The organism is Maribacter sp., assembly GCF_039968975.1.
In the GTDB taxonomy this organism is placed as follows: domain Bacteria; phylum Bacteroidota; class Bacteroidia; order Flavobacteriales; family Flavobacteriaceae; genus Maribacter.
Genome location: NZ_JBDVOT010000259.1, coordinates 1 through 21,467 on the forward strand (window position 1 = coordinate 1; position 21,467 = coordinate 21,467).

The 21,467-nt window shown below is 35.8% G+C and carries 15 protein-coding genes; 14 read left to right on the forward strand and 1 reads right to left on the reverse strand.

What is annotated here, in order from left to right; all coding sequences use genetic code 11:
- The 13 genes from ABJI11_RS17750 to argH all read left to right on the forward strand — a co-directional run.
- On the forward strand, positions 1-929 hold a 929-nt coding region (locus ABJI11_RS17750), incomplete at its 5' end, for a glycosyltransferase 87 family protein (protein ID WP_348355340.1).
- Between the two features lie 240 nt (positions 930-1,169).
- Positions 1,170-1,784, forward strand: a complete 615-nt coding sequence (locus ABJI11_RS17755) for a GNAT family N-acetyltransferase (RefSeq protein ID WP_348355343.1) — start codon at positions 1,170-1,172, stop codon at positions 1,782-1,784.
- A gap of 133 nt (positions 1,785-1,917) precedes the next feature.
- The gene (gene argG / locus ABJI11_RS17760) at positions 1,918-3,105 is read left to right on the forward strand and encodes an argininosuccinate synthase (protein ID WP_348355346.1); all 1,188 of its coding nucleotides are present in this window, start codon (positions 1,918-1,920) and stop codon (positions 3,103-3,105) included.
- Positions 3,106-3,232: 127 nt separating this feature from the next.
- Complete coding sequence (gene argC / locus ABJI11_RS17765) at positions 3,233-4,207, forward strand: N-acetyl-gamma-glutamyl-phosphate reductase (RefSeq protein ID WP_348355348.1); 975 nt, start codon at positions 3,233-3,235, stop codon at positions 4,205-4,207.
- Positions 4,208-4,256: 49 nt separating this feature from the next.
- Positions 4,257-5,051 carry a pyrroline-5-carboxylate reductase gene (proC, locus tag ABJI11_RS17770; protein WP_348355349.1) on the forward strand — a complete coding sequence of 265 codons (795 nt, stop codon included), beginning with the start codon at positions 4,257-4,259 and terminating at the stop codon, positions 5,049-5,051.
- Positions 5,052-5,099: 48 nt separating this feature from the next.
- Positions 5,100-6,224: an aminotransferase class III-fold pyridoxal phosphate-dependent enzyme gene (locus ABJI11_RS17775; protein ID WP_348355351.1), complete on the forward strand. Its 1,125-nt coding sequence runs from the start codon at positions 5,100-5,102 to the stop codon at positions 6,222-6,224.
- Positions 6,221-7,417 (forward strand): glutamate-5-semialdehyde dehydrogenase, encoded by a 1,197-nt coding sequence (locus ABJI11_RS17780; RefSeq protein WP_348355353.1) that lies wholly within the window; start codon positions 6,221-6,223, stop codon positions 7,415-7,417. The genes ABJI11_RS17775 and ABJI11_RS17780 overlap by 4 nt, the downstream gene beginning before the upstream one ends.
- A 111-nt stretch (positions 7,418-7,528) precedes the next feature.
- Positions 7,529-8,296: a glutamate 5-kinase gene (gene proB / locus ABJI11_RS17785; RefSeq protein WP_348355355.1), complete on the forward strand. Its 768-nt coding sequence runs from the start codon at positions 7,529-7,531 to the stop codon at positions 8,294-8,296.
- Positions 8,293-9,234, forward strand: a complete 942-nt coding sequence (locus ABJI11_RS17790; protein ID WP_348355358.1) for an acetylornithine carbamoyltransferase — start codon at positions 8,293-8,295, stop codon at positions 9,232-9,234. The genes proB and ABJI11_RS17790 overlap by 4 nt, the downstream gene beginning before the upstream one ends.
- Positions 9,224-9,406 carry a hypothetical protein gene (locus ABJI11_RS17795; protein ID WP_348355361.1) on the forward strand — a complete coding sequence of 61 codons (183 nt, stop codon included), beginning with the start codon at positions 9,224-9,226 and terminating at the stop codon, positions 9,404-9,406. The genes ABJI11_RS17790 and ABJI11_RS17795 overlap by 11 nt, the downstream gene beginning before the upstream one ends.
- Positions 9,396-10,175, forward strand: a complete 780-nt coding sequence (argB, locus tag ABJI11_RS17800) for an acetylglutamate kinase (protein WP_348355364.1) — start codon at positions 9,396-9,398, stop codon at positions 10,173-10,175. The genes ABJI11_RS17795 and argB overlap by 11 nt, the downstream gene beginning before the upstream one ends.
- Position 10,176: 1 nt before the next feature.
- Positions 10,177-11,241, forward strand: a complete 1,065-nt coding sequence (locus tag ABJI11_RS17805; RefSeq protein ID WP_348355367.1) for a M20 family metallo-hydrolase — start codon at positions 10,177-10,179, stop codon at positions 11,239-11,241.
- A gap of 63 nt (positions 11,242-11,304) precedes the next feature.
- Entirely contained in the window at positions 11,305-12,585 is a 1,281-nt protein-coding gene (argH, locus tag ABJI11_RS17810; RefSeq protein WP_348355370.1) for an argininosuccinate lyase, read from the forward strand.
- On the opposite strand, the gene ABJI11_RS17815 is transcribed toward argH, so the two are convergent.
- A complete protein-coding gene (locus tag ABJI11_RS17815) occupies positions 12,578-13,459 on the reverse strand; it encodes a YihY/virulence factor BrkB family protein (RefSeq protein WP_348355372.1) in 882 nt (293 codons plus the stop codon). The genes argH and ABJI11_RS17815 overlap by 8 nt on opposite strands.
- A 235-nt stretch (positions 13,460-13,694) precedes the next feature.
- Between ABJI11_RS17815 and ABJI11_RS17820 the strand changes: the two genes are divergently transcribed.
- Positions 13,695-21,368 (forward strand): BspA family leucine-rich repeat surface protein, encoded by a 7,674-nt coding sequence (locus ABJI11_RS17820; RefSeq protein WP_348355375.1) that lies wholly within the window; start codon positions 13,695-13,697, stop codon positions 21,366-21,368.
- Positions 21,369-21,467: the final 99 nt, after the last annotated feature.

Here is a 21,467-nt window from a genome sequence, read left to right on the forward strand (position 1 = left end):
GTAACTACCCACCGTTGAACCAGCTGATTTTTGCTTTGGCGGCGTTACTGGGTGGTAAGAGTATTTTTGGATCTTTATTTGCCATGCGTGCCATCATAATTCTTGCAGATATCGGTATATTCTATTTTGGTAGAAAATTGCTGAAAAACCTAAACAGGTCGCCGCATTTAATATTTTGGTATTTCTTAAACCCCTTGGTAATTGTAGAACTCACAGGTAACCTCCATTTTGAAGGTGTCATGCTATTTTTCTTCATTTTAGCCATGTTTTTATTATCTATAGACAAATGGAAAATTGCGGCAATTGCTCTTGCATGTTCCATATCAATAAAACTAGTACCACTACTATTTCTACCATTGTTCTTCAAATATTTTGGCTGGAAAAAAAGTGTAGTTTTTTATGCCTTTGTGGGTATAGCATCCGTTCTGCTTTTTCTACCTTTTAACACACCCGAATTCATTGACAATTATTCAAAAACCATAAAACTTTGGTTCTCGAATTTTGAGTTTAATTCTAGTATCTACAACATCGCTAAAAAAATAGCGCTGAATTTTGATGCCAAGCCGTGGGAGTTTATTAAAGAATACGGAAAAATTACGCCTATACTTACTATTGCAACAGTAGGTCTCTTTACATTTTTACCTAAAAAATATGACCTGAACAGAGTGCTTTGGTCTATGATGTGGGTGTTGACTATATATTACTTCATATCTACAACGGTACACCCGTGGTATCCAATATTCTTGGTGTTACTTTCTATTTTTACCACCTACAGATATGCAATTATTTGGTCTGCAGCTATTGTATTAAGCTACTTTGCTTATTCTCAGGCTGATTTCAAAGAGAATCTTTGGCTCTTGAGCATTGAATATATTTCAGTGTATGGCTATTTGTTTTATGAAATTGTATCACATAATAACAAAAAGTGAAGTTTTTGTAAAAATTTTGTCTTGAGTGATGTCAAATAAATATTATTTGTACATTTACCCTGTAATGAACGAAAACAACTACATATTATTTAGCAATAAGAGCATTCTTGCTCTTACGCGTCCGTTCATAGCTCGCCGCCGCCGCCCGTAAGGGTTATATATATTTATGGAATTAGGTGAGTCCATTTCCGCACAGAACATCAAAACATTTTTTTTTTACACTTTTAAATTTAACTGGCAATGAACTTAATTGTTGCTAACGAGTCACATTTTAAATACGCCCATGACATTTGCGATACTATCGCTGATTCTGCTAAGGTTCGTGGTACCGGAATTGCAAAACGTACTCCAGAATACATACAGAAAAAACTAGCTAACGGCAATGCTATTCTAGCTTTGGACGGAGATAAATTTGCAGGCTTCTGCTATATTGAAGTTTGGGGACATGAAAAATTTGTAGCCAATTCTGGACTCATAGTACACCCAGACTACAGAGGTCAGGGACTGGCGAAGCGAATTAAAGCCAAGATTTTTGATTTAAGTAGAGAGAAATTTCCAGATGCAAAAATATTTGGAATAACTACCGGTTTGGCTGTCATGAAAATAAATAATGACCTTGGCTACAAACCTGTAACATTCTCTGAACTTACAGATGACCCTGAATTCTGGAAAGGTTGCCAAACTTGCAAAAATTTCGATATTCTTACAAGAACAGAGCAAAAAATGTGCTTATGCACAGGTATGCTTTATGATGGCACCCCTAAGAAGAAAGTTGAAGAATCCAAAGAAATGAACGGCAAGGCATTTACTAGGTTAAAAAGTATAAAAGAGAGTTTGTTTTTGAAAAAGAAATAAGAATATAGAAATCATATTACCAGAATAACTTGAACCAAAAACAGCAATATTCATGGTAGTATTTTTCTCTATTCCACTAACTATCAAACCAAAATAATAATTACCCGGTTTTACCGGAAATGAACATATTACAATGAAAAAATTAGTACTAGCATACAGCGGCGGATTAGATACATCTTATTGCGCCAAACATTTATCAAAAGACAAAGGATTTGAAGTTCATGCCGTTAGTGTTAACACAGGCGGATTTTCATCTGATGAAATAAAGGAAATCGAGAAAAAAGCAATTGAACTAGGTGCAACTTCTTACACCTCAATTGATGCCGTACAGACCTTTTATGACAAAGTGGTGAAGTACCTTATTTTCGGTAATGTATTAAAAAACAACACCTACCCTCTTTCTGTTAGTGCAGAACGTATTGTTCAGGCAATTGAAATTGTAAATTATGCTAAAAAAGTAGGTGCCGGTTATATTGCACATGGTAGTACAGGCGCAGGTAACGATCAAGTTCGTTTCGATATGATTTTTCAAATCATTGCTCCAGAAATTGAAATCATCACTCCTATTAGAGATAACAAATTAGCTAGAGAGGAAGAAATTGCTTATTTGAAAGATAACGGTGTTGATTACCCATGGGAAAAAGCAAAATACTCTATCAATAGAGGACTTTGGGGAACATCAGTAGGTGGTGAAGAAACCTTAACTTCTGAAAAAGCGTTACCCGATACTGCTTACCCAAGCCAATTACAAGAGAAGAACCCTACAGATGTAAAGCTTACTTTCAAAAAAGGAGAGTTAGTAGCTATTGATGGTGAAGAAGATAACCCAGTTGCAAATATTGAAAAACTAGAAGCATTGGCTTCTAAATATGCTATTGGTAGAGATATCCACGTTGGCGATACTATTATAGGTACCAAAGGTAGAGTTGGTTTTGAGGCCCCTGCGTCATTAATCATCATAAAAGCACACCACTTGTTAGAAAAGCATACGCTTACTAAATGGCAACAATATCAAAAAGAACAACAAGGTAATTTCTACGGAATGTTGCTGCACGAAGGTAATTACCTAGATGCCGTAATGAGAAATATTGAAACATTTTTGACCGATACTCAAAAAACGGTTTCTGGTGATGTTTTTGTAGGCTTGTACCCTTTTCAGTTTAGATTACACGGTATTTCTTCCGAACACGATTTAATGACCGATGCTTTTGGTAAATATGGTGAAGTAAATAAAGGCTGGACCGCAGATGATGCTAAAGGATTTATTAAAATTCTATCGAATTCCGGAAAAATATACAACCATGTTAATGGGGATAAATAGTTATTAGGAGTTAGGAAAAATAGTATTAAGTAATGAGTACAAAGTATTAAATAAAAAATTAAAAGTGTTGTTCAAGTACTTCGTACTTAATACTTTTTATTTGATACTCTTTACACAAAATAAAATTATGATTAAAGCAGGTATTATTGGCGGTTCTGGTTATACGGGTGGGGAGCTTGTTCGTATTCTATTAAATCATCCGGCAACAGAAATAGATTTTGTATTCAGTACTACTAGAGCCGGTAAAAAAGTAACCACGGCACATCCGGATTTATTAGGGACTACTGACCTGAAATTTACAGGAGATGTCAACCTTAACGTAAATGTTGTTTTTCTCTGTTTAGGGCACGGGAACTCTACCACCTTTTTAAAGGAACATAATTTTTCTTCAGATACTGTAATCATTGATTTAAGCAATGACTTTAGATTACACGCCGATGCTAATTTTGACGGAAAACAATTTGTTTATGGCTTGCCAGAATTATTTAAATCTGATATTGAAAGCGCAAAATATATAGCAAATCCTGGTTGTTTTGCCACGGCAATTCAATTAGCATTGTTACCATTGGCAAAAGAGAATCTCTTAGAAAATGAAGTTCATATTAATGCCGTAACCGGCAGTACAGGTGCCGGTGTTAGTCCGTCTGCAACTTCTCACTTTTCATGGAGAAATAATAATGTAAGCTGGTACAAACCATTTACGCATCAGCATTTGGGAGAAATTAACGAGAGCCTTCATTCTTTTCAAGAAGATACAGGCAATCTATTTTTTATGCCAAACAGAGGAAATTTTACGCGCGGAATCCTAGCAACCTCATATACTAAATTTGATGGTAGCTTAGCCGAAGCCAAGAAAATCTATCAAGATTTTTATAAAAATGCCGTATTTACACAAATAGCTGATGAACCTATTAACCTAAAGCAAGTGGTTAACACCAATCAATGCCACATACATTTACATAAACATGAAGATGTATTGCTCATCACTTCTGCCATTGACAATTTACTAAAAGGGGCATCTGGACAAGCGGTACAGAATATGAATTTAATATTTGGTCTTGAAGAAAATCTAGGATTGAACTTAAAGGCAGGTGTATTTTAGATATAAAAATAAAAAGTGCTATGTATTTAGTACAAGTAAAAAATAAAACATGAAAATAGCCATTATAGGTGCTGGGAATTTAGGGCTTTCTATTGCAAACGGAATTCTTAAAAGTAATGGTGCCACCAGCATGTACCTTACCAAAAGAGACACGAAGTCTATCGCTGATTTTGAAAAAATTGAAAATGTTACCGTAACCAATGATAACCGTTTGGCGGTGCAAAACTCAGATATTCTAATTTTTGCGGTACAGCCTGTACATTTTAGCGCCATATTAGAAAGTGTTAAAGATCTATTGAACGAAAATCATGTGGTAATATCTACCATTACCGGTTTTGGCATAGCGAAAATAGAAGCTGTTATAGGTAAGGATAATTACATTGTTAGAAGTATGCCCAACACTGCGATTTCAGTAGGTAAATCCATGACGTGTATTTGCAGTAATGAAAAAGGAAAAAAACGAATAGACCTCACCAAGGCTATTTTTAATAGAATGGGGCATTCTATGGAAATTCCGGAAAGTCAAATGCAAGCGGCAACGGTTATCTGTGCCAGTGGTGTTGCTTTTTGGATGCGTTTAATACGCGCTACTACCCAAGGCGCCATACAGCTTGGTTTTGATGCTAAAGAAGCGCAAGAATTGGCTATGCACACGTGTAACGGAGCAGCAAGTTTATTGATTGATTCTGGCAACCACCCAGAAGAAGAAATTGATCGTGTTACCACACCAATGGGTTGCACCATAACAGGATTAAACGAAATGGAACACCAAGGGCTTAGCTCATCATTAATACAAGGTATTATTGCCTCTTACGACAAGATTACCGAATTTAAAACCAAATAAAAAACCTAGGGCCAAGCCCTAAAGTCATTGAATTGAATCACTTTTACTATGAAATTATTTGACGTTTACCCACTGTATAATGTTACTCCCGTTTCTGCAAAAGGAATTGTTGTTACCGATGATAAAGGACAAGATTATTTAGACTTTTACGGCGGGCATGCCGTAATTTCCATTGGTCATACCCACCCACATTATGTGGAGCGTCTAAAAAATCAATTGGACAAAATAGGATTTTATAGCAATGCGGTACAAAATCCGCTTCAAGTAGAACTTGCCGAAAAATTAGGTGTAGTTTCTGGTTGCGAAGATTACAATCTATTTTTATGTAATTCTGGTGCCGAAGCAAATGAGAACGCACTGAAAATGGCATCTTTTGTTACCAAAAAATCTAAAGTTATTGCCTTTAATAACGGATTTCATGGACGTACTTCTGCAGCAGTAGCAGCGACTGACAATCCGTCTATAAATGCCGAATTAAACCAACAGCATGAGGTCGTATTTATAGATCTGAACGACATAAAAGCATTTGAAAGAGAGATTTCAAAAAATGTTTGTGCGGTAATCGTTGAAGCTATACAAGGCGTTGGTGGACTAGACGAACCTACTACCGATTTTTTACAGAAAGTAGCGGCACTGTGTAAAGAAAACGATGCTTTATTAATTGCAGATGAAGTACAATGCGGATTTGGTAGAAGTGGTAAGTTTTTTGGATTTCAACATCATAACATTCAACCAGACATCATCAGTATTGCAAAGGGTATGGGTAACGGCTTCCCTGTTGGTGGCGTACTTATTCATGAAAGCATTAAAGCTAAATATGGCATGTTGGGCACCACTTTTGGTGGAAACCATTTAGCATGTGTAGCCACTTTAGCCGTACTTGAAGTTATTGAAAATGAAAATTTGATAACCAACGCGCAAGAACTGGGAGTATACTTTAATGAAAAGGCAAAAGAAATTCCGCAGGTAAAACGCGTAAAAGGAAGAGGATTAATGTTGGGGCTGGAGTTTGATTTTCAAGTTGCCGATTTGCGTAAAAAATTAATTCACGAACAACACTTATTTACTGGCGGAGCAAAAGATAAAACGGTACTTAGAATTTTACCGGCTTTAAATATTACAAAACAAGATTTAGACATGTTCTTCACAGCTCTTAAGACTGTATTATCATGAAAACAACACTCAGTTTAGAAAAAAGAAATGCCGTACTAAAACGTATGGCAGAATTGGTACAACAAGAAGAATCTATTTTAATGTCCGCCAATGAGAAAGATTTAAATTCTTTTGAATCAGGCGACATTGCCATGATCGATCGCTTAAAGGTGAATAAGGACAAGGTTGCTGAAATGGTATCTTCCTTAAAAAAATTAGCTGCTCTCCCCGACCCTTTACATGTAGAACGTTTTCAATTTACACATGACAATGGTTTAGAGATCAGCAATAAAACGGCTCCTTTTGGTACTATCATGATTATTTACGAATCTAGACCAGATGTAACTATTGAAGCAGCCGGAATCGCATTTAAATCTGGAAACAAAATTTTACTAAAAGGTGGCAAAGAATCACTTAATTCAAACTTAGTCTTGGTCAACCTTTGGCATAAAGCATTAGAATCTTGCGATTGTGCTACAGATTGGGTAACCTACCTCAACTATTCTAGAGTAGAAACACAGGAATTTTTAGAACATCCGACCCAAAAACTCGATTTAATAGTACCTCGTGGTGGCGAAAAACTAATTGCTTTTGTAAAGCAACACGCTAAGTGCCCTGTAATTGTTAGTGGTCGTGGAAACAACTTTGTATATGTTTCGAAAGAAGCAGACTTACAATTGGCATTAGATGTTATCGTGAATGCAAAGACAACTAAAATTTCAGCTTGTAATGCGGTGGACAAAGTACTAATATCAAGAGATTTGCCCCGTAAGGCTGAATTTTTAAGTCACTTGATTCAAACATTGAAAAAATATAAGGTAGAAATCTTAACTGATAGCAAACTAGCCGGTATGGACGATACTTCTGAAATGGAGAACGAATCTGTTTGGTATGAAGAATTTCTAGATTATAAGATAGTATTAGGGCAAGTACCTAATGTAGAAGAAGCGGTAGAACTCATAAACACCTATGGAGGCGGTCATTCTGCAGCTATCATCACTACAAACGAAGACGAAGCGGACATTTTTATGCAATCTGTAGATACTGCCGCTGTGTATCATAATGCATCAACTCGCTTTACTGACGGAGGACAATTTGGACTTGGTGGTGAACTTGCTATTAGTACAGATAAATTACACCAGCGTGGTCCTATAGGCTTACAGCATTTAGTTACCAACAAATGGTATGTAAAAGGGAATGGACAAATTAGATAGGTAATCAGTTGTTGGTAAAACAAATGATAAGAGTGTACTGTTAAGCGCAGCCATAACCTAAAAAAGGAGTTGGGCAAACATAAAAATTAGCCTGACAAAATTAGAATTAGCATGTTGAAAAAGAGAATTTTATTGAAATTAGGTTCCAACACCTTAACGAAAGACACTGACCATATTTCTCGTGGTAAAATTGAGGATATTGGTAGACAAATAGCTGCTCTAAAAGATCAATATGAATTTATCATTGTGAGTTCCGGGGCTATCGCTGCAGCCAAACAATTCGTAAAAATTGAACATAATGGCGAAGAAATCAATGTAAAACAGGCATTGGCATCAATTGGTCAGCCGCATCTAATGCGTATTTTTCAAGAGAATTTCAGAGAACTAGGCCTATTTACGTCTCAGTGTTTATTATCCTATTCAGATTTTGAAAAAGAGAAGACCAGAGCCAATATTAAAAACACCATCAATGTTCTTGTTGCCAATAACTTTATTCCTATAATCAATGAAAACGACACCGTAGCTACCGATGAAATTAAGTTTGGAGACAACGATAAGTTGGCAAGTTTAACAGCATCGCTTTTATCTGCAGATATCTTAATTATAGCCACTAATACTAACGGAATTTATACCAAATCATCATTAGCCTCTACTACTCCAAAGACAATTGAATCGGCATCTGAGCTAAGTGAATTATTAAAAGAAATTGGCGCATCTAAATCTACCCACGGTACCGGCGGAATGCAATCTAAAATAGATGCAGCTACCATTGCCCAAAAAGCAGGTATTGAAACTTGGATCACCAACGGCTTACATGATAATTTTATTACCAACGCCATTAACAATAAAAGCACATTTACAAAAATTACAGCATCATGAATTACCTTTCTATAAATGATATCGACTCTTTATCCACTTGGGTAAAAGAAGCCATATCGCTCAAAAAACAACCTAAAAAAAACAAAGCTCTTGGTAGCGATAAAACTATTGGACTTCTATTTTTTAACAACTCGCTTCGTACACGTTTAAGCACTCAAAAAGCGGCTATGAACTTAGGTATGGAAGTCATTGTCATGAATTTTGGCAGTGAAGGTTGGGCTCTAGAATATGCTGATGGTACCATCATGGACCAAGGTACTTCTGAACATATAAAGGAAGCTGCACAGGTTATCTCTCAATATTGCGACATTATTGCCATTCGTGCTTTTGCAGGATTGAAAGACAAAGAATTAGATGAAGCCGAAGAAGTTCTCACTGGTTTCAAAACATACGCATCTGTACCTATCGTAAATATGGAAAGTTCCGTTGGGCATCCACTACAGGCATTGACCGATGCCATTACCCTAGAAGAACAAAATTTTAAGAACAACCCAAAAGTGGTTTTATCTTGGGCACCACACCCTAGGGCTTTACCGCATGCAGTTGCCAATTCTTTTGTACAAATGATGCAGAAACAAAATGCCGAATTTGTAATTACGCATCCAAAAGGATATGAACTAGACCCAAACATTACCAAAGATTGCACTATTGAACACGACCAAGAAAAGGCTTTGGAAAATGCTGATTTTGTCTACGTAAAAAATTGGAGTAGCTATACCGACTACGGACAAATAAAATCTCAAGATACAAACTGGCAAATGACCCTTAAAAAATTGGGTAAAGCAAAATTTATGCATTGCCTTCCTGTGCGTAGAAATGTAGTGGTTGCAGATGAAGTTTTAGATAGTGAACAGTCTTTAGTTATTGAACAAGCGAACAACAGAACTTATGCAGCACAATTAGTATTAAAGAAAATATTAGAAAGCAATGAAAATTAATAAGTGGATCTATATTGGCATCGCTTTATTTGCCCTAATCTTATTCATAGTTAATATGGCAGATATTGACCACGGCACTGCGCATTGGAAAACCTATATGGGTCCCGTAAGCAACATTATTTTAATTATTGCTATGGTTCTCATGTTTAAATTTGCCGACTATGAAAAGTAAATTAAGTGTTGTAAAAATTGGCGGCAATGTCATTGAAGATAAAAATGCTTTAGATACATTTTTAACTGCTTTTTCTAAAATTGAAGGTCTTAAAATATTAGTTCACGGCGGTGGAAAACTAGCAACGCAATTAGCGACAAAACTAGGTGTTGAATCTAAAATGATAGATGGCAGACGTATTACCGATGCTGAAACTGTGGATATCATTACCATGGTTTATGGCGGTTTGGCAAACAAGAAAATTGTTGCGCAACTACAAGCCAAAAACACCAATGCAATTGGTTTAAGTGGTGCAGATGGCGATAGCATACAAGCCCATAAACGCCCCGTTAAAGAAATTGATTACGGCTTTGTTGGTGATATTGATGGTGTAAATTCAAGTTTGTTGACCAAGCTTTTATCCGCTGAGTTAACGCCTATATTCTGTGCCTTATCACATGATGGAGCTGGGCAATTATTGAATACAAATGCTGATACAATTGCATCTGAAATTGCGATAGGTATGGCAGCAACCTTCGAAACCACTCTGTATTATTGTTTTGAAAAGAAAGGTGTTTTAATAGATATTAATGATGAAAATAGTGTTGTAAAAAACATCAATACAGAAACGTATAAAGAGCTTTTATCTGATGGAATAATTGCTGACGGAATGCTACCAAAGCTTCATAATTGCTTTCATGCATTAAACAATAGCGTAGCAAAAGTATGCCTGGGTGATGTAACCATGCTCGATACAAAAACAGAACTGTTCACTACAATACAACTTTAAGATGAACCAAACAGAACTTACAGAAAGTGCCATATCTTTATTGAAAGAACTTATTTCAATAGAATCTTTTTCTAAACAAGAAGATAAAACAGCCGATGCTATACAAGCCTGGCTGGCAAAGTATGGTATACCAAACGAAAGGGACGGCAACAGTATTATTGCGAAGAACAAATTTTGGGACGATAGTAAACCAACTTTGTTACTAAATTCTCATCACGATACCGTAAAACCGAATAGTGCTTACACAAAAGACCCTTTTTTGCCCCACATTGAAGATGGCAAGTTATTCGGATTAGGCAGTAATGATGCCGGCGGACCGTTAGTATCACTTCTAGCAACCTTTGTACACTATTATAATGCTGAAGATTTAAATCATAACATTCTTATGGTGGCATCAGCTGAAGAAGAAAATGCCGGTGAAAATAGTTTACGAGGCTTATTACCAAGACTTCCGCATATAGATGTTGCTATTGTAGGCGAACCTACACTTATGTTACTTGCTATTGCCGAAAAAGGATTGGTCGTTTTTGATGCTGTAGTAAAAGGTACTCCCTCACACGCGGCACATCCTAATAATGATAATTCCATTTACAATTCTATCAAAGTATTAGAATGGTTCAAGAACTATAAATTTGAGAAAACTTCTGAAGCATTGGGTGATGTGAAAATGACCGTTACACAAATTAATGCTGGCAAACAGCATAATGTAGTACCTGCCCAAGTAGATTTAGTAATAGATGTTCGTGTAAATGACGCTTATAGTAATAAAGAAGTTGCAGATTTACTGAAGAAGTACGCTCCATGCGAATTAAAGGAACGATCTTTGCGCTTAAATTCATCTAAAATAGATAAAGACCACCCGTTAGTGAAATCAGGTATTGCATTAGGCAGAACTACATATGGCTCACCAACATTATCTGATCAAGCAGCATTAAGTTGTCAATCGTTAAAATTAGGACCAGGAGACAGTACACGTTCCCACTCTGCAAACGAATTTATCTATGTACATGAAATAGAAGAAGGTATAGATTTGTATATTAAAATATTAAAAGGCTACTTGCAATAAACAATAATCATTTAACAATGTACAATTGATTATTGTTCATTGATAATTGTAAACTGACTTAAAATGAAACTCTGGGATAAAGGATTTAGCACCGATAAAAAGATTGACCACTTTACGGTTGGAAATGATAGAGAATTAGACCTGCACTTAGCTAAGTATGATGTAATAGCTTCTAAAGCTCATGCTAAAATGCTTGGTAAAATAGGACTAATTTCTCCTAAAGAGACTATTGAGCTTGTAAATGAGTTAGACCATATTGCAGCAAGAATTGAGAAGGGAACTTTTACCATCGAAAATTCTTTTGAAGACATGCATTCTAAAATTGAATATTTGCTAACCCTAAGCTTAGGTGATACCGGAAAAAAAATACACACAGCGCGTTCTAGAAACGATCAAGTTCTTGTGGCAATGCACTTATATCTCAAGGATGAATTGACAGAGATAAAGTCAATGACAAAATCGCTTTTCAATTTATTATTGGTTAAAGCACAAGATCATAAAGATGTTATGTTACCGGGGTATACGCATTTACAAATTGCCATGCCTTCCTCATTCGGACTCTGGTTTTCTGCCTATGCAGAGAGTTTAATAGATGACCTTTATTTTATTGAAGCAGCCTATAAAGTTGCAGATCAAAATCCGTTAGGCAGTGCTGCAGGCTATGGTAGTTCATTTGATATTGACCGTAGTTTCACTACCGAGGAAATGGGTTTTGAAACTATGAAATACAATGTAGTTGCAGCACAAATGAGTAGAGGAAAGGCTGAAAAGGCAACCGCTTTTGGCATAGCTAATATTGCGGCTACCTTATCTAAAATGGCAATGGACATCTGTTTGTACATGAGTCAGAATTTTGATTTTATCTCATTCCCAGATGAGTTAACAACAGGTTCTAGCATTATGCCACACAAGAAAAACCCAGATGTTTTTGAACTTGTTCGTGGTAAGTGCAACAAGCTGCAATCCATTCCAAATCAATTAACCTTGGTAATTAATAATTTACCAAGTGGATACCATAGAGATTTGCAATTGGTGAAAGAAATTATTGTACCTGCTATACAAGATATGAAAGCTTGTTTAGAAATTTTGACTTTTAGCTTAAAGGAAATTAGGGTAAACGATAGTATTCTAGACGACCCGAAATATGACTACCTATTTAGTGTAGATACTTTAAATGAATTGGTGCAAAATGGAATGCCTTTTAGAGATGCCTATAAGAAAATGGGTATGGAAATTAATGAAGGTACTTTTACACCTAAAAGAGATATAACCCATACTCATAAAGGTAGTCTAGGTAATTTATGCCTGAAAGAAATTCATGATAAGATGAAAAAAATTAATTAGCTTTTACATACTTATCAGAATAAATCTTGGTGAATTGAGCTCCAAAGGTGACTATTAAACTAGAATAAGACACCCAAAGCATCACCAAAATAATACTCCCGGCTGCGCCATAGGTAGAGCCGGGTTCAGCTTTTCCAAAATAGAAAGCCAATGCATATTTACCTATTAAAAATAGAAGTGCGGTAAGTGCAGCTCCCACTTTTACGGCTTTCCACCGTACATAGGTACTAGGTAAATATTTAAACATAGCCCCAAATAACAAGTAAATAAACCCTAGTGATATCAATAGATCTAATCCAAAACCAATTTCCAAAACACCGTCTGGTAATAGTTTTGAAAGTTGTTTTGAAAATGCGGATAAAAAAGAGGTTACCACAAAACTTATAAGTAACAGAAATCCAAAAATTAGAATAAAACCGAAGCCTTTTAATCGCATAAAAAGGGTGGATAATATCTCATTATTGTATTTAGGTTCGGCTTTCCATATATCGTTTAAAGCATTTTGCAACTGATAAAAAACACCCGTTGCACCATATATTAAAACCCCAACACCTAAAACTGTAGCTATTATAGAGGTATTATCATTACCTCTATACATTATCATTTCTCTAATAGATTCCGCAGTATCTGAACCCATAGCCGATGAAATTTCAGAAAACAACTCACCTTCTACTATATCTTTCCCCCAAATACTACCTACTAGTTCAAGAATCATAATCAACAAACCTGGGAGAGAAAGAATTGCATAATAAGCAATTACCGCACTAATCTGAAAAGGCTCTTTTGCCATCCAAGAATTAAAAGTTTTCACCAATAATTTAGGGAGATGGGTTAGTTTAAATTTAATGTAATCTGTTTCTTTTTTGGTAGACATTCAAAATCTTTCTTTGCTTACTTTAAAATTAACACAGACAAAACTGCAACTGTTGTTCTAAAAAAATAAATACTATCTCTTACGGGTGAGTCATTATTTATAAAAAATTGATATTCATGCATTTTATCAGAAAAAGAGGGCTTTACACCGATAAAACGTCAATTCACAACAAATAATTTTAGCACTTAATTTTCATAGGCATATTTGGGTTAAACCTTCGATCAAACCACCTAGCATGCCAACTTTTAAAAAAAGTATTACCCTCTTTCTTTTATTTTTAAGTGTTAATCTTTTTTCTCAATCATTTAATTCTGTTTGGAATACCAACAATACAGAATCTGGCTCCTCTACTTCCGCACAAATTACCATACCTACCAACCCATCTTATACAACCTATAATTATGACGTAGATTGGGGAGATGGAGCAACGGATACTGGCGTGACGGGTAATATTACCCATGACTATGCTACACCAGGCACATATACCGTTCAAATAAGCGGTACTTTTCCTTCTATTTATTTTAACGATGAAGAAGTAAATGACAAACTAAAGATTATAGAAATACTGGCATGGGGAGACATTGAATGGCAAACCATGGAAAACGCTTTTTATGGTTGTGAAAACTTGAATTTTGATTTAATTGATTCGCCAGATTTAAGCCGGGTTACTACGCTAAAAAATATGTTCCGCGGAGGAACATCGTTTAATGGAATTGTGAATGATTGGAATATAAGTACAATTACTAATCTTTCTGGAACTTTTGCAAATTGCAACACCTTTAATAGACCTTTAGATTTATGGGATACAAGTCGCGTTACAGATATGTCTCAAGCCTTTTCAAGTGCAAATCAATATAATGAACCATTAGATAATTGGAATACAGGCGAAGTAACTAACATGTCTGCAATGTTTAGTAGTGCTGGAAATTTCAACCAAAACATAAACAATTGGAATGTTACTCAGGTAACAACTATGTCTGCAATGTTTAGCTATACCAATAGGTTCAATTTTCCATTAAACAATTGGAATGTAAGCAACGTAACAGATATGTCGTCCATGTTTGATGGTTCTGCATTTAATCAACCTATTGGTAATTGGAATGTAGCTAATGTAACTAATATGTCTGCAATGTTTAGACATGGCGTTTACAATCATCCTTTAGAGAATTGGAACGTTTCTTCTGTTATTGATTTCTCATTAATGTTTCAAAGGCATAGAACATTTAACCAACCTTTAAATACTTGGAATGTTACTAATGCCACCAATATGTCTAGCATGTTTGATGGTTGGTTTTGGGATCAAGTTTACAACCACCCATTGGACAATTGGAATGTTAGTAACGTAACGGACATGAGTTACATGTTTAGAGACAACTCTGGTTTTAATCAAGATATAAGTGGTTGGAACGTTAGCAATGTAACTAACATGGCAGGTATGTTTTCACAAACAGATGTTTTTAATCAAGACCTAAGTGGTTGGAACGTTAGTAACGTTACAAACATGTCTACAATGTTCCAACAGGCACAAGTATTCAATCAACCTCTAAACAATTGGAATATAAATAATGTAGATAATGTTTCATCAATGTTTGATAGGGCTTCAAATTTCAATCAACCATTAAATTTATGGAACCTCAGCAATGTTACTAGTTTCCAAAATATGTTTAACCGTGCAAGTTCTTTTAATCAAGATTTAACGGGCTGGAATACATCTAGTATCACCAATATGTCTGGCATGTTTACTTCTGCCACCACTTTCAACCAAAATTTGGGTGTTTGGGATATTTCTTCTGTTGCTAATATGACAAATATGTTGTCAAACAGTGGATTATCGCAGGAAAATTATGACAATACATTAATTGGTTGGGCTAGTCAAACTGTAAATACAGGGATAAACTTAGGGGCAACAAGCCTACAATATTGCGATGCCTTAAGCCAAAGACAAAATTTAATAGATGATGATGGTTGGACTATTGCTGGAGATGCGGTGAACTGTTCTTATGTATTGTGTACTGACATTACAATGCCCCATGCAAGTGATACGGATACGCCTGCTAATAGCGATATTCGTTGGGATCCTGCTCCAAATGCCACAGGTTACAAAGTAACCTTAGAAATTGAACGTGGAGGGGTTCGCAGCTATGCTAATATTGGAGGAAACACTGCTGACAATTATGATGTAGGTAATACTGTTGGCTTAGATTTTACCAATGAATTTATGGCTAATGATACTGTATATGTTACCGTAGTACCTTATAATGGTGAAGGAGATGCCGTAGGTTGTCAAGAAATTAGTTTTACTGTAGTTGAGAGTTGGGTAAACAGAACCGACGTTTTTAAAATCACTATTGATACTAGAAATTTAGATACTAACTCTTCCGCTGCCAATCAATATAGAATTGATTTAAACGATGGATATCCAGATTATTTGGCTTACGATTTTAATATAGACTGGGGAGATGGACAATATGATAATAATGTTACAAACGATATAACACATACTTATTTAAACCCTGGTATTTATACAATAGCAATCATTGGAGATTTCCCAGCATTTTATCATAGTTCTAGCAATAGAGATAATCTAAAACTTATTTCTATGGACCAATGGGGAGACCAAGTTTGGGGTTCTATGCAAAGTACATTTTATTACTGCCAAAATATGGAATACAACGCAACAGATATTCCTAATCTTACACAAGTTGAAAGCATGCAAAATATGTTTGGCTCTTGTTTTTTGTTTAATGGCAACATTAATGATTGGGATGTAAGTAATGTTACTAACATGAGAGGTGTTTTCTTAGCGGCTCAAGCTTTTAACCAACCATTAAATAATTGGGATGTAAGTAATGTGACAACTATATCTACAATGTTTCTTGGTGCAGATGCCTTTGACCAACCACTTGACAATTGGAATACCAGTAAAGTAACCGATATGTCCAGAACTTTTGAACAGACCGAATTATTCAATCGAAACATTAACAATTGGGATGTAAGTTCAGTAATAAACATGTCTAGTATGTTCGAAAGAGCATTACTTTTTAATCAACCACTAGACAGTTGGGATGTAAGTAATGTAACCGATATGTCTAAAATGTTCGATGGTTTTGTTTACGACATTCCATTTAATCAACCTTTAGACAATTGGAACGTTGGTAGCGTAACCAACATGACAATGATGTTTAGGAGAGCAATAGACTTTAATCAAAATATTAATGGTTGGAATGTTACTAACGTAACCAATATGGCTTTAATGTTTAACAATACAGATGCCTTTAATGAACCATTAAATAATTGGAATGTATCATCTGTAACAGATATGAATTCTATGTTTAACGGAGCAGATAATTTTAATCAAAATTTAGATTCTTGGAATGTTACCAACGTAACAAATATGAGTTCTATGTTTAATTATGCTTCAAGTTTTGATCAACCACTAAACAATTGGGATGTAAATTCTGTGGTAAACATGTCGAGTATGTTTCGTGGAACATCAGTATTTAACCAGCCCCTAGATAACTGGGATGTTAGTGCAGTCGCAAATATGACTTCTATGTTTGAAGATGCAGTCCTTTTTAATCAACCTATAAATACTTGGAATGTTAGCTCAGTTACTTTAATGGAGTCTATGTTTGAAGATGCAGCCGTTTTTAATCGACCTTTAAATAACTGGAATACTTCTGTGGTAACAGATTTCGAGGCAATGTTTAAAAATACTCTAGCATTCAATGAACCACTATCTAATTGGAATACCGGAGAAGCATTAACCATGCAAGAAATGTTTATGGGAGCTTCTGCTTTTAACCAAAACATTGACCCTTGGGATGTTTCCTTTGTAACCACAATGGAAGCCATGTTTAATGATGCAATTGCATATAACCAAACAATGAACTCTTGGAACGTAGCATCAGTTACCACCATGGAAGATATGTTTAAAGAAGCAACCGCTTTTAATGAAGATATTAGTGCATGGAACGTACGAGGAGTAACTACTATGGAAGAAATGTTTAGCAATGCTACTTCCTTTAATCAAAGCATAAACAACTGGCGAGTATCTGGCGTAAGCAATATGGATTATATGTTTAGGGAAGCATCAGCATATAATCAACCAATGGACTTATGGAATTTAGGAAACGTAAGTATGCGTTCTGCTTTTTATAATGCAACTGCCCTAGATCAGTATCTAGGAGATTGGGATGTAAGCGGTGTTACCAATATGCAAGATATGTTGGACAATACAGCTCTAATTAGAGAAAACTACGACAATACTTTAATTGCATGGTCTGAACAAAACTTAACTTCTGGTATTACTCTTGGTGCTCAAGATATACCGTATTGCGATGCCCAAGAAGAAAGACAAGCCATGATAGATACTTATGGCTGGACATTTGACCAGGATGTTCGTGATTGTCCTATTCCTGAATGTATCCAATTGGCTTCTCCTTTAAATGGAGATACTGATGTTCCTGTAAACACCAACATTACTTGGGATGCTGCTCTTTTTGCGCAAGGATATCGTTTAACCGTTGCTACTATTGCAGGAGGAAATGATGTTGTAGATAACTCAACTATCACAAATGAAACTTCCTATGAATTTACTTCTGATTTTAATACTGGAGATACTATTTATGTAACTATAATTCCTTTTAATGATGAAGGCGATGCCGTAGGACCATGTACGGAAGAAAGTTTTACCATATCAAATACTGCAGCAACAATACCAGATTGTACAACCTTAACAGCACCTTTACATGGTGCAACAGATGTAGAAGTTACAACGGACTTAAGCTGGAACCCTATTTCTAATGCCGATGGATTTAAATTAACTGTTGGTACTTCTAGTGGTGCCAATGATATACTTGATACAGAAGATGTAGGCAACGTTAACACTTTTGACTTAACTGCAGACTTACCAGAAGACAGTGACATATTTGTTACTATAGTCCCTTACAATGATGAAGGAGATGCAGCAAGTTGTACGGAGGAAAGTTTCCATACCGAAATAATTCCTGTACCGCCTGTGTGTACCAACTTAACAAGTCCGTTAAATGGAGCAACGGATGTAGCTATTGACACGCAATTAAGTTGGGCAGCGGTTTCTAACGCTACTGGTTATTTGGTGGTTGTAGGTACTACATCTGGTGGTATTGAAGTAGTAAATAATGCAGATGTAGTTGGATCTACCACTTATGATATTCCAGGAGATTTACAAGAAGGTAGACTTCATTACGTAACTATTATTCCTTACAATGACGAGGGTGATGCAACAGGCTGTATTGAAGAAAGTTTTACCACTGGTGATTCTACCAGTCCGCCATCATGCCCTATTTTAAGCTCACCAGTTAATGGTGCCACTCAAGTTGCCTTAGACACTAACTTAAGCTGGAATGGATCAGGTTCAGCAGATGGTTATAGAATTACTGTAGGTACTACATCTGGTGGTTCAGATATATTTACAGATGACCTTGGCGATGTAACAACATATGATTTCGCAAGCGATCTACCAGAAAACGAAACTATATATGTATCTATAATTGCTTATAACATAAATGGTCCTTCATCAGGTTGTACAGAATATACATTTGAAACCGCAGGTCCGCCAGAGTGTACAACGCTAGTAAGTCCCGCAAATAATGATATCAATATTGCAGTCGACACTTCAATTGAATGGAATGCCGTTGCTGATGCCGATGGTTATAAGGTGACAGTGATAGCTAGTAATAGTACTACCAATAACATGACCGATTTTGAAATTACATCGGATACAACGTTCGATTTTCCAAATGATTTCATACAAGGCGAAACAGTTACGGTTACTATTAAACCATACAATGATAATGGAGAAGCAATTGGCTGTACTTCTGAAAGTTTTACCATAATACCACCACCATTACCATCATGCACAAGTTTAATATCACCATTAAATAATGCTGTTAATGTTGATATTGATACAGATCTTAGTTGGAATGCCGTAACCGATGCAACTGGCTACAAGTTAACTGTCATAGCAAGTGAAAGCACTGACAACAACTTAAACGAAGTAGATGTCATCGCGAATTCTTATGATTTCACCAATGATTTCATACAAGGCGAAACTGTAATGGTTACCATTAAACCTTTTAACAACTCAGGTGAAGCTATAGATTGTACTTCAGAATCATTTACCATTAAACCGGTACCTTCTTGTACTAGTTTGAACGTGCCATTAAATGACGCTACAGCAGTTGATATAGGCACTTCAATTTCTTGGAATGCCGTAACTGATGCAATTGGGTATTTTGTAACCGTAAATGCAAGCAACAGTACTGTCAATAATTTCACTGACCGAAAGACAACGGAAGTTACTTTAGATTTTGACTCCGATTTTACACCAGGTGAAACGGTTTCAGTAATTATAACTCCATATAATGAATCCGGTAATGCTATTGGGTGTACAACAGAAACGTTTACTATTGAAGCTATACCCAATTGTTCGAGCTTAATTTCACCTGCAAATGGCGATGATGATGTAGCTGTAAATGCTAACTTAGAATGGATGGCAGTACCTGAAGCTGTTGGATACTTACTTTCTGTTACAGGAAGTAACAGTACAGCAAACAACGTATCTGGATTGGATATCACTACTGGCAACACTTATGATTTTAACAGCGATTTTGAACAAGGAGAAACGGTAACGGTGAACATAACGCCTTATAACAATGGAGGTGAGGCTATAGATTGCTCTAGCGAAACTTTTACTATTAAATCAATACCTAATTGTACGACATTAATTTCACCTGTTAACAATGATGTACGTGCAGAAGTAAGGGAGATTACATGGAATACCGTAGCTGATGCAGATGGTTATAGATTGACTATATCTGCAGACAATAGTACAAACAATAATGTAACCGATTTAGAAATTTTAGACACCACTTACACTTTCCCCAATGAATTTAATGAAGGTGAAATTGTAACGATTACAATCATCCCTTTCAACGAAGTTGGTGATGCCGATGGTTGTACTTCTGAGAGTTTTACCATAAGACCGTTACCCTCTTGTACAACTCTTATCTCATCATTGCAAAACGGGAATGATATTTCTGTTTCTACCGATATTGAATGGAACGCTGCAAACGAAGCTGATGGTTATTACATTTCAATAGGCACCACGGAAGACGGTACTGACATTGTCAACAATGAAGATGTTGCATCTTTGACCAGTTATACTTTAAGTGAAGATTTACCTTCTGAAACTCTTATATATGTACATATAACCCCTTACAACTCTTCCGGTATAGCAGAAGGTTGTATTTCTGAAAGTTTCACCACTGAAATTATCGCTCCTGATTGCGCAGTATTGCTTAGTCCCGCCAATGGTGAAACAGATGTTACCTTAGAAAGTACAATTACTTGGGAAGATGTAGAAAAAACAGATGGGTACAGAATATCTATAGGTACATCAGCAGAAGCAAATGACATTTTAGATACCACAGATATGGGTAATACTACTAGCTATACACATGGAGAAGAATTTCCTTTTGATACTGAAATATTTATCTCTATTACACCTTACAATAGTGCAGACGATGCTATTGGTTGTGAAATACAATCTTTTACAACAATGATACCTGAAGACGAAACCAAATACGGATTCTCACCAGATGGCGACGGAATTAATGAATATTGGCATATTGAAAACATAGATTACTACCCTGAAAATGTGGTGAGTATTTATAACCGATGGGGAGCAATGGTCTTTCAAATTGAAAACTACGATAATGTATCTAACGTATTTTCAGGTATTGCAAATGTACAGACCAAATTAGGTGCTGACCAACTACCAACAGGAACCTACTTCTTCAACATTCAAATTGAAGGAGAAACTATTTTAAGAAAAACACAAGGTTATCTTGTATTAAAGCGATAATAGCATGCAGAATTTATATAAAAATATCGCTTTAATAGCATTCGTTCTTGTTGCATACACCAATAACTCATTGGCTCAGCAAACTCCTACTATCTCAGA

What these genes read in the sequence shown, in the direction of transcription:
- ABJI11_RS17755 (WP_348355343.1), top strand. Translation starts at nt 1,170, where the DNA reads ATGAACTTAATTGTTGCTAACGAGTCACATTTTAAATACGCCCATGAC.
- argG (WP_348355346.1), top strand. Translation starts at nt 1,918, where the DNA reads ATGAAAAAATTAGTACTAGCATACAGCGGCGGATTAGATACATCTTAT.
- argC (WP_348355348.1), top strand. Translation starts at nt 3,233, where the DNA reads ATGATTAAAGCAGGTATTATTGGCGGTTCTGGTTATACGGGTGGGGAG.
- proC (WP_348355349.1), top strand. Translation starts at nt 4,257, where the DNA reads ATGAAAATAGCCATTATAGGTGCTGGGAATTTAGGGCTTTCTATTGCA.
- ABJI11_RS17775 (WP_348355351.1), top strand. Translation starts at nt 5,100, where the DNA reads ATGAAATTATTTGACGTTTACCCACTGTATAATGTTACTCCCGTTTCT.
- ABJI11_RS17780 (WP_348355353.1), top strand. Translation starts at nt 6,221, where the DNA reads ATGAAAACAACACTCAGTTTAGAAAAAAGAAATGCCGTACTAAAACGT.
- proB (WP_348355355.1), top strand. Translation starts at nt 7,529, where the DNA reads ATGTTGAAAAAGAGAATTTTATTGAAATTAGGTTCCAACACCTTAACG.
- ABJI11_RS17790 (WP_348355358.1), top strand. Translation starts at nt 8,293, where the DNA reads ATGAATTACCTTTCTATAAATGATATCGACTCTTTATCCACTTGGGTA.
- ABJI11_RS17795 (WP_348355361.1), top strand. Translation starts at nt 9,224, where the DNA reads ATGAAAATTAATAAGTGGATCTATATTGGCATCGCTTTATTTGCCCTA.
- argB (WP_348355364.1), top strand. Translation starts at nt 9,396, where the DNA reads ATGAAAAGTAAATTAAGTGTTGTAAAAATTGGCGGCAATGTCATTGAA.
- ABJI11_RS17805 (WP_348355367.1), top strand. Translation starts at nt 10,177, where the DNA reads ATGAACCAAACAGAACTTACAGAAAGTGCCATATCTTTATTGAAAGAA.
- argH (WP_348355370.1), top strand. Translation starts at nt 11,305, where the DNA reads ATGAAACTCTGGGATAAAGGATTTAGCACCGATAAAAAGATTGACCAC.
- ABJI11_RS17815 (WP_348355372.1), bottom strand. Translation starts at nt 13,459, where the DNA reads ATGTCTACCAAAAAAGAAACAGATTACATTAAATTTAAACTAACCCAT.
- ABJI11_RS17820 (WP_348355375.1), top strand. Translation starts at nt 13,695, where the DNA reads ATGCCAACTTTTAAAAAAAGTATTACCCTCTTTCTTTTATTTTTAAGT.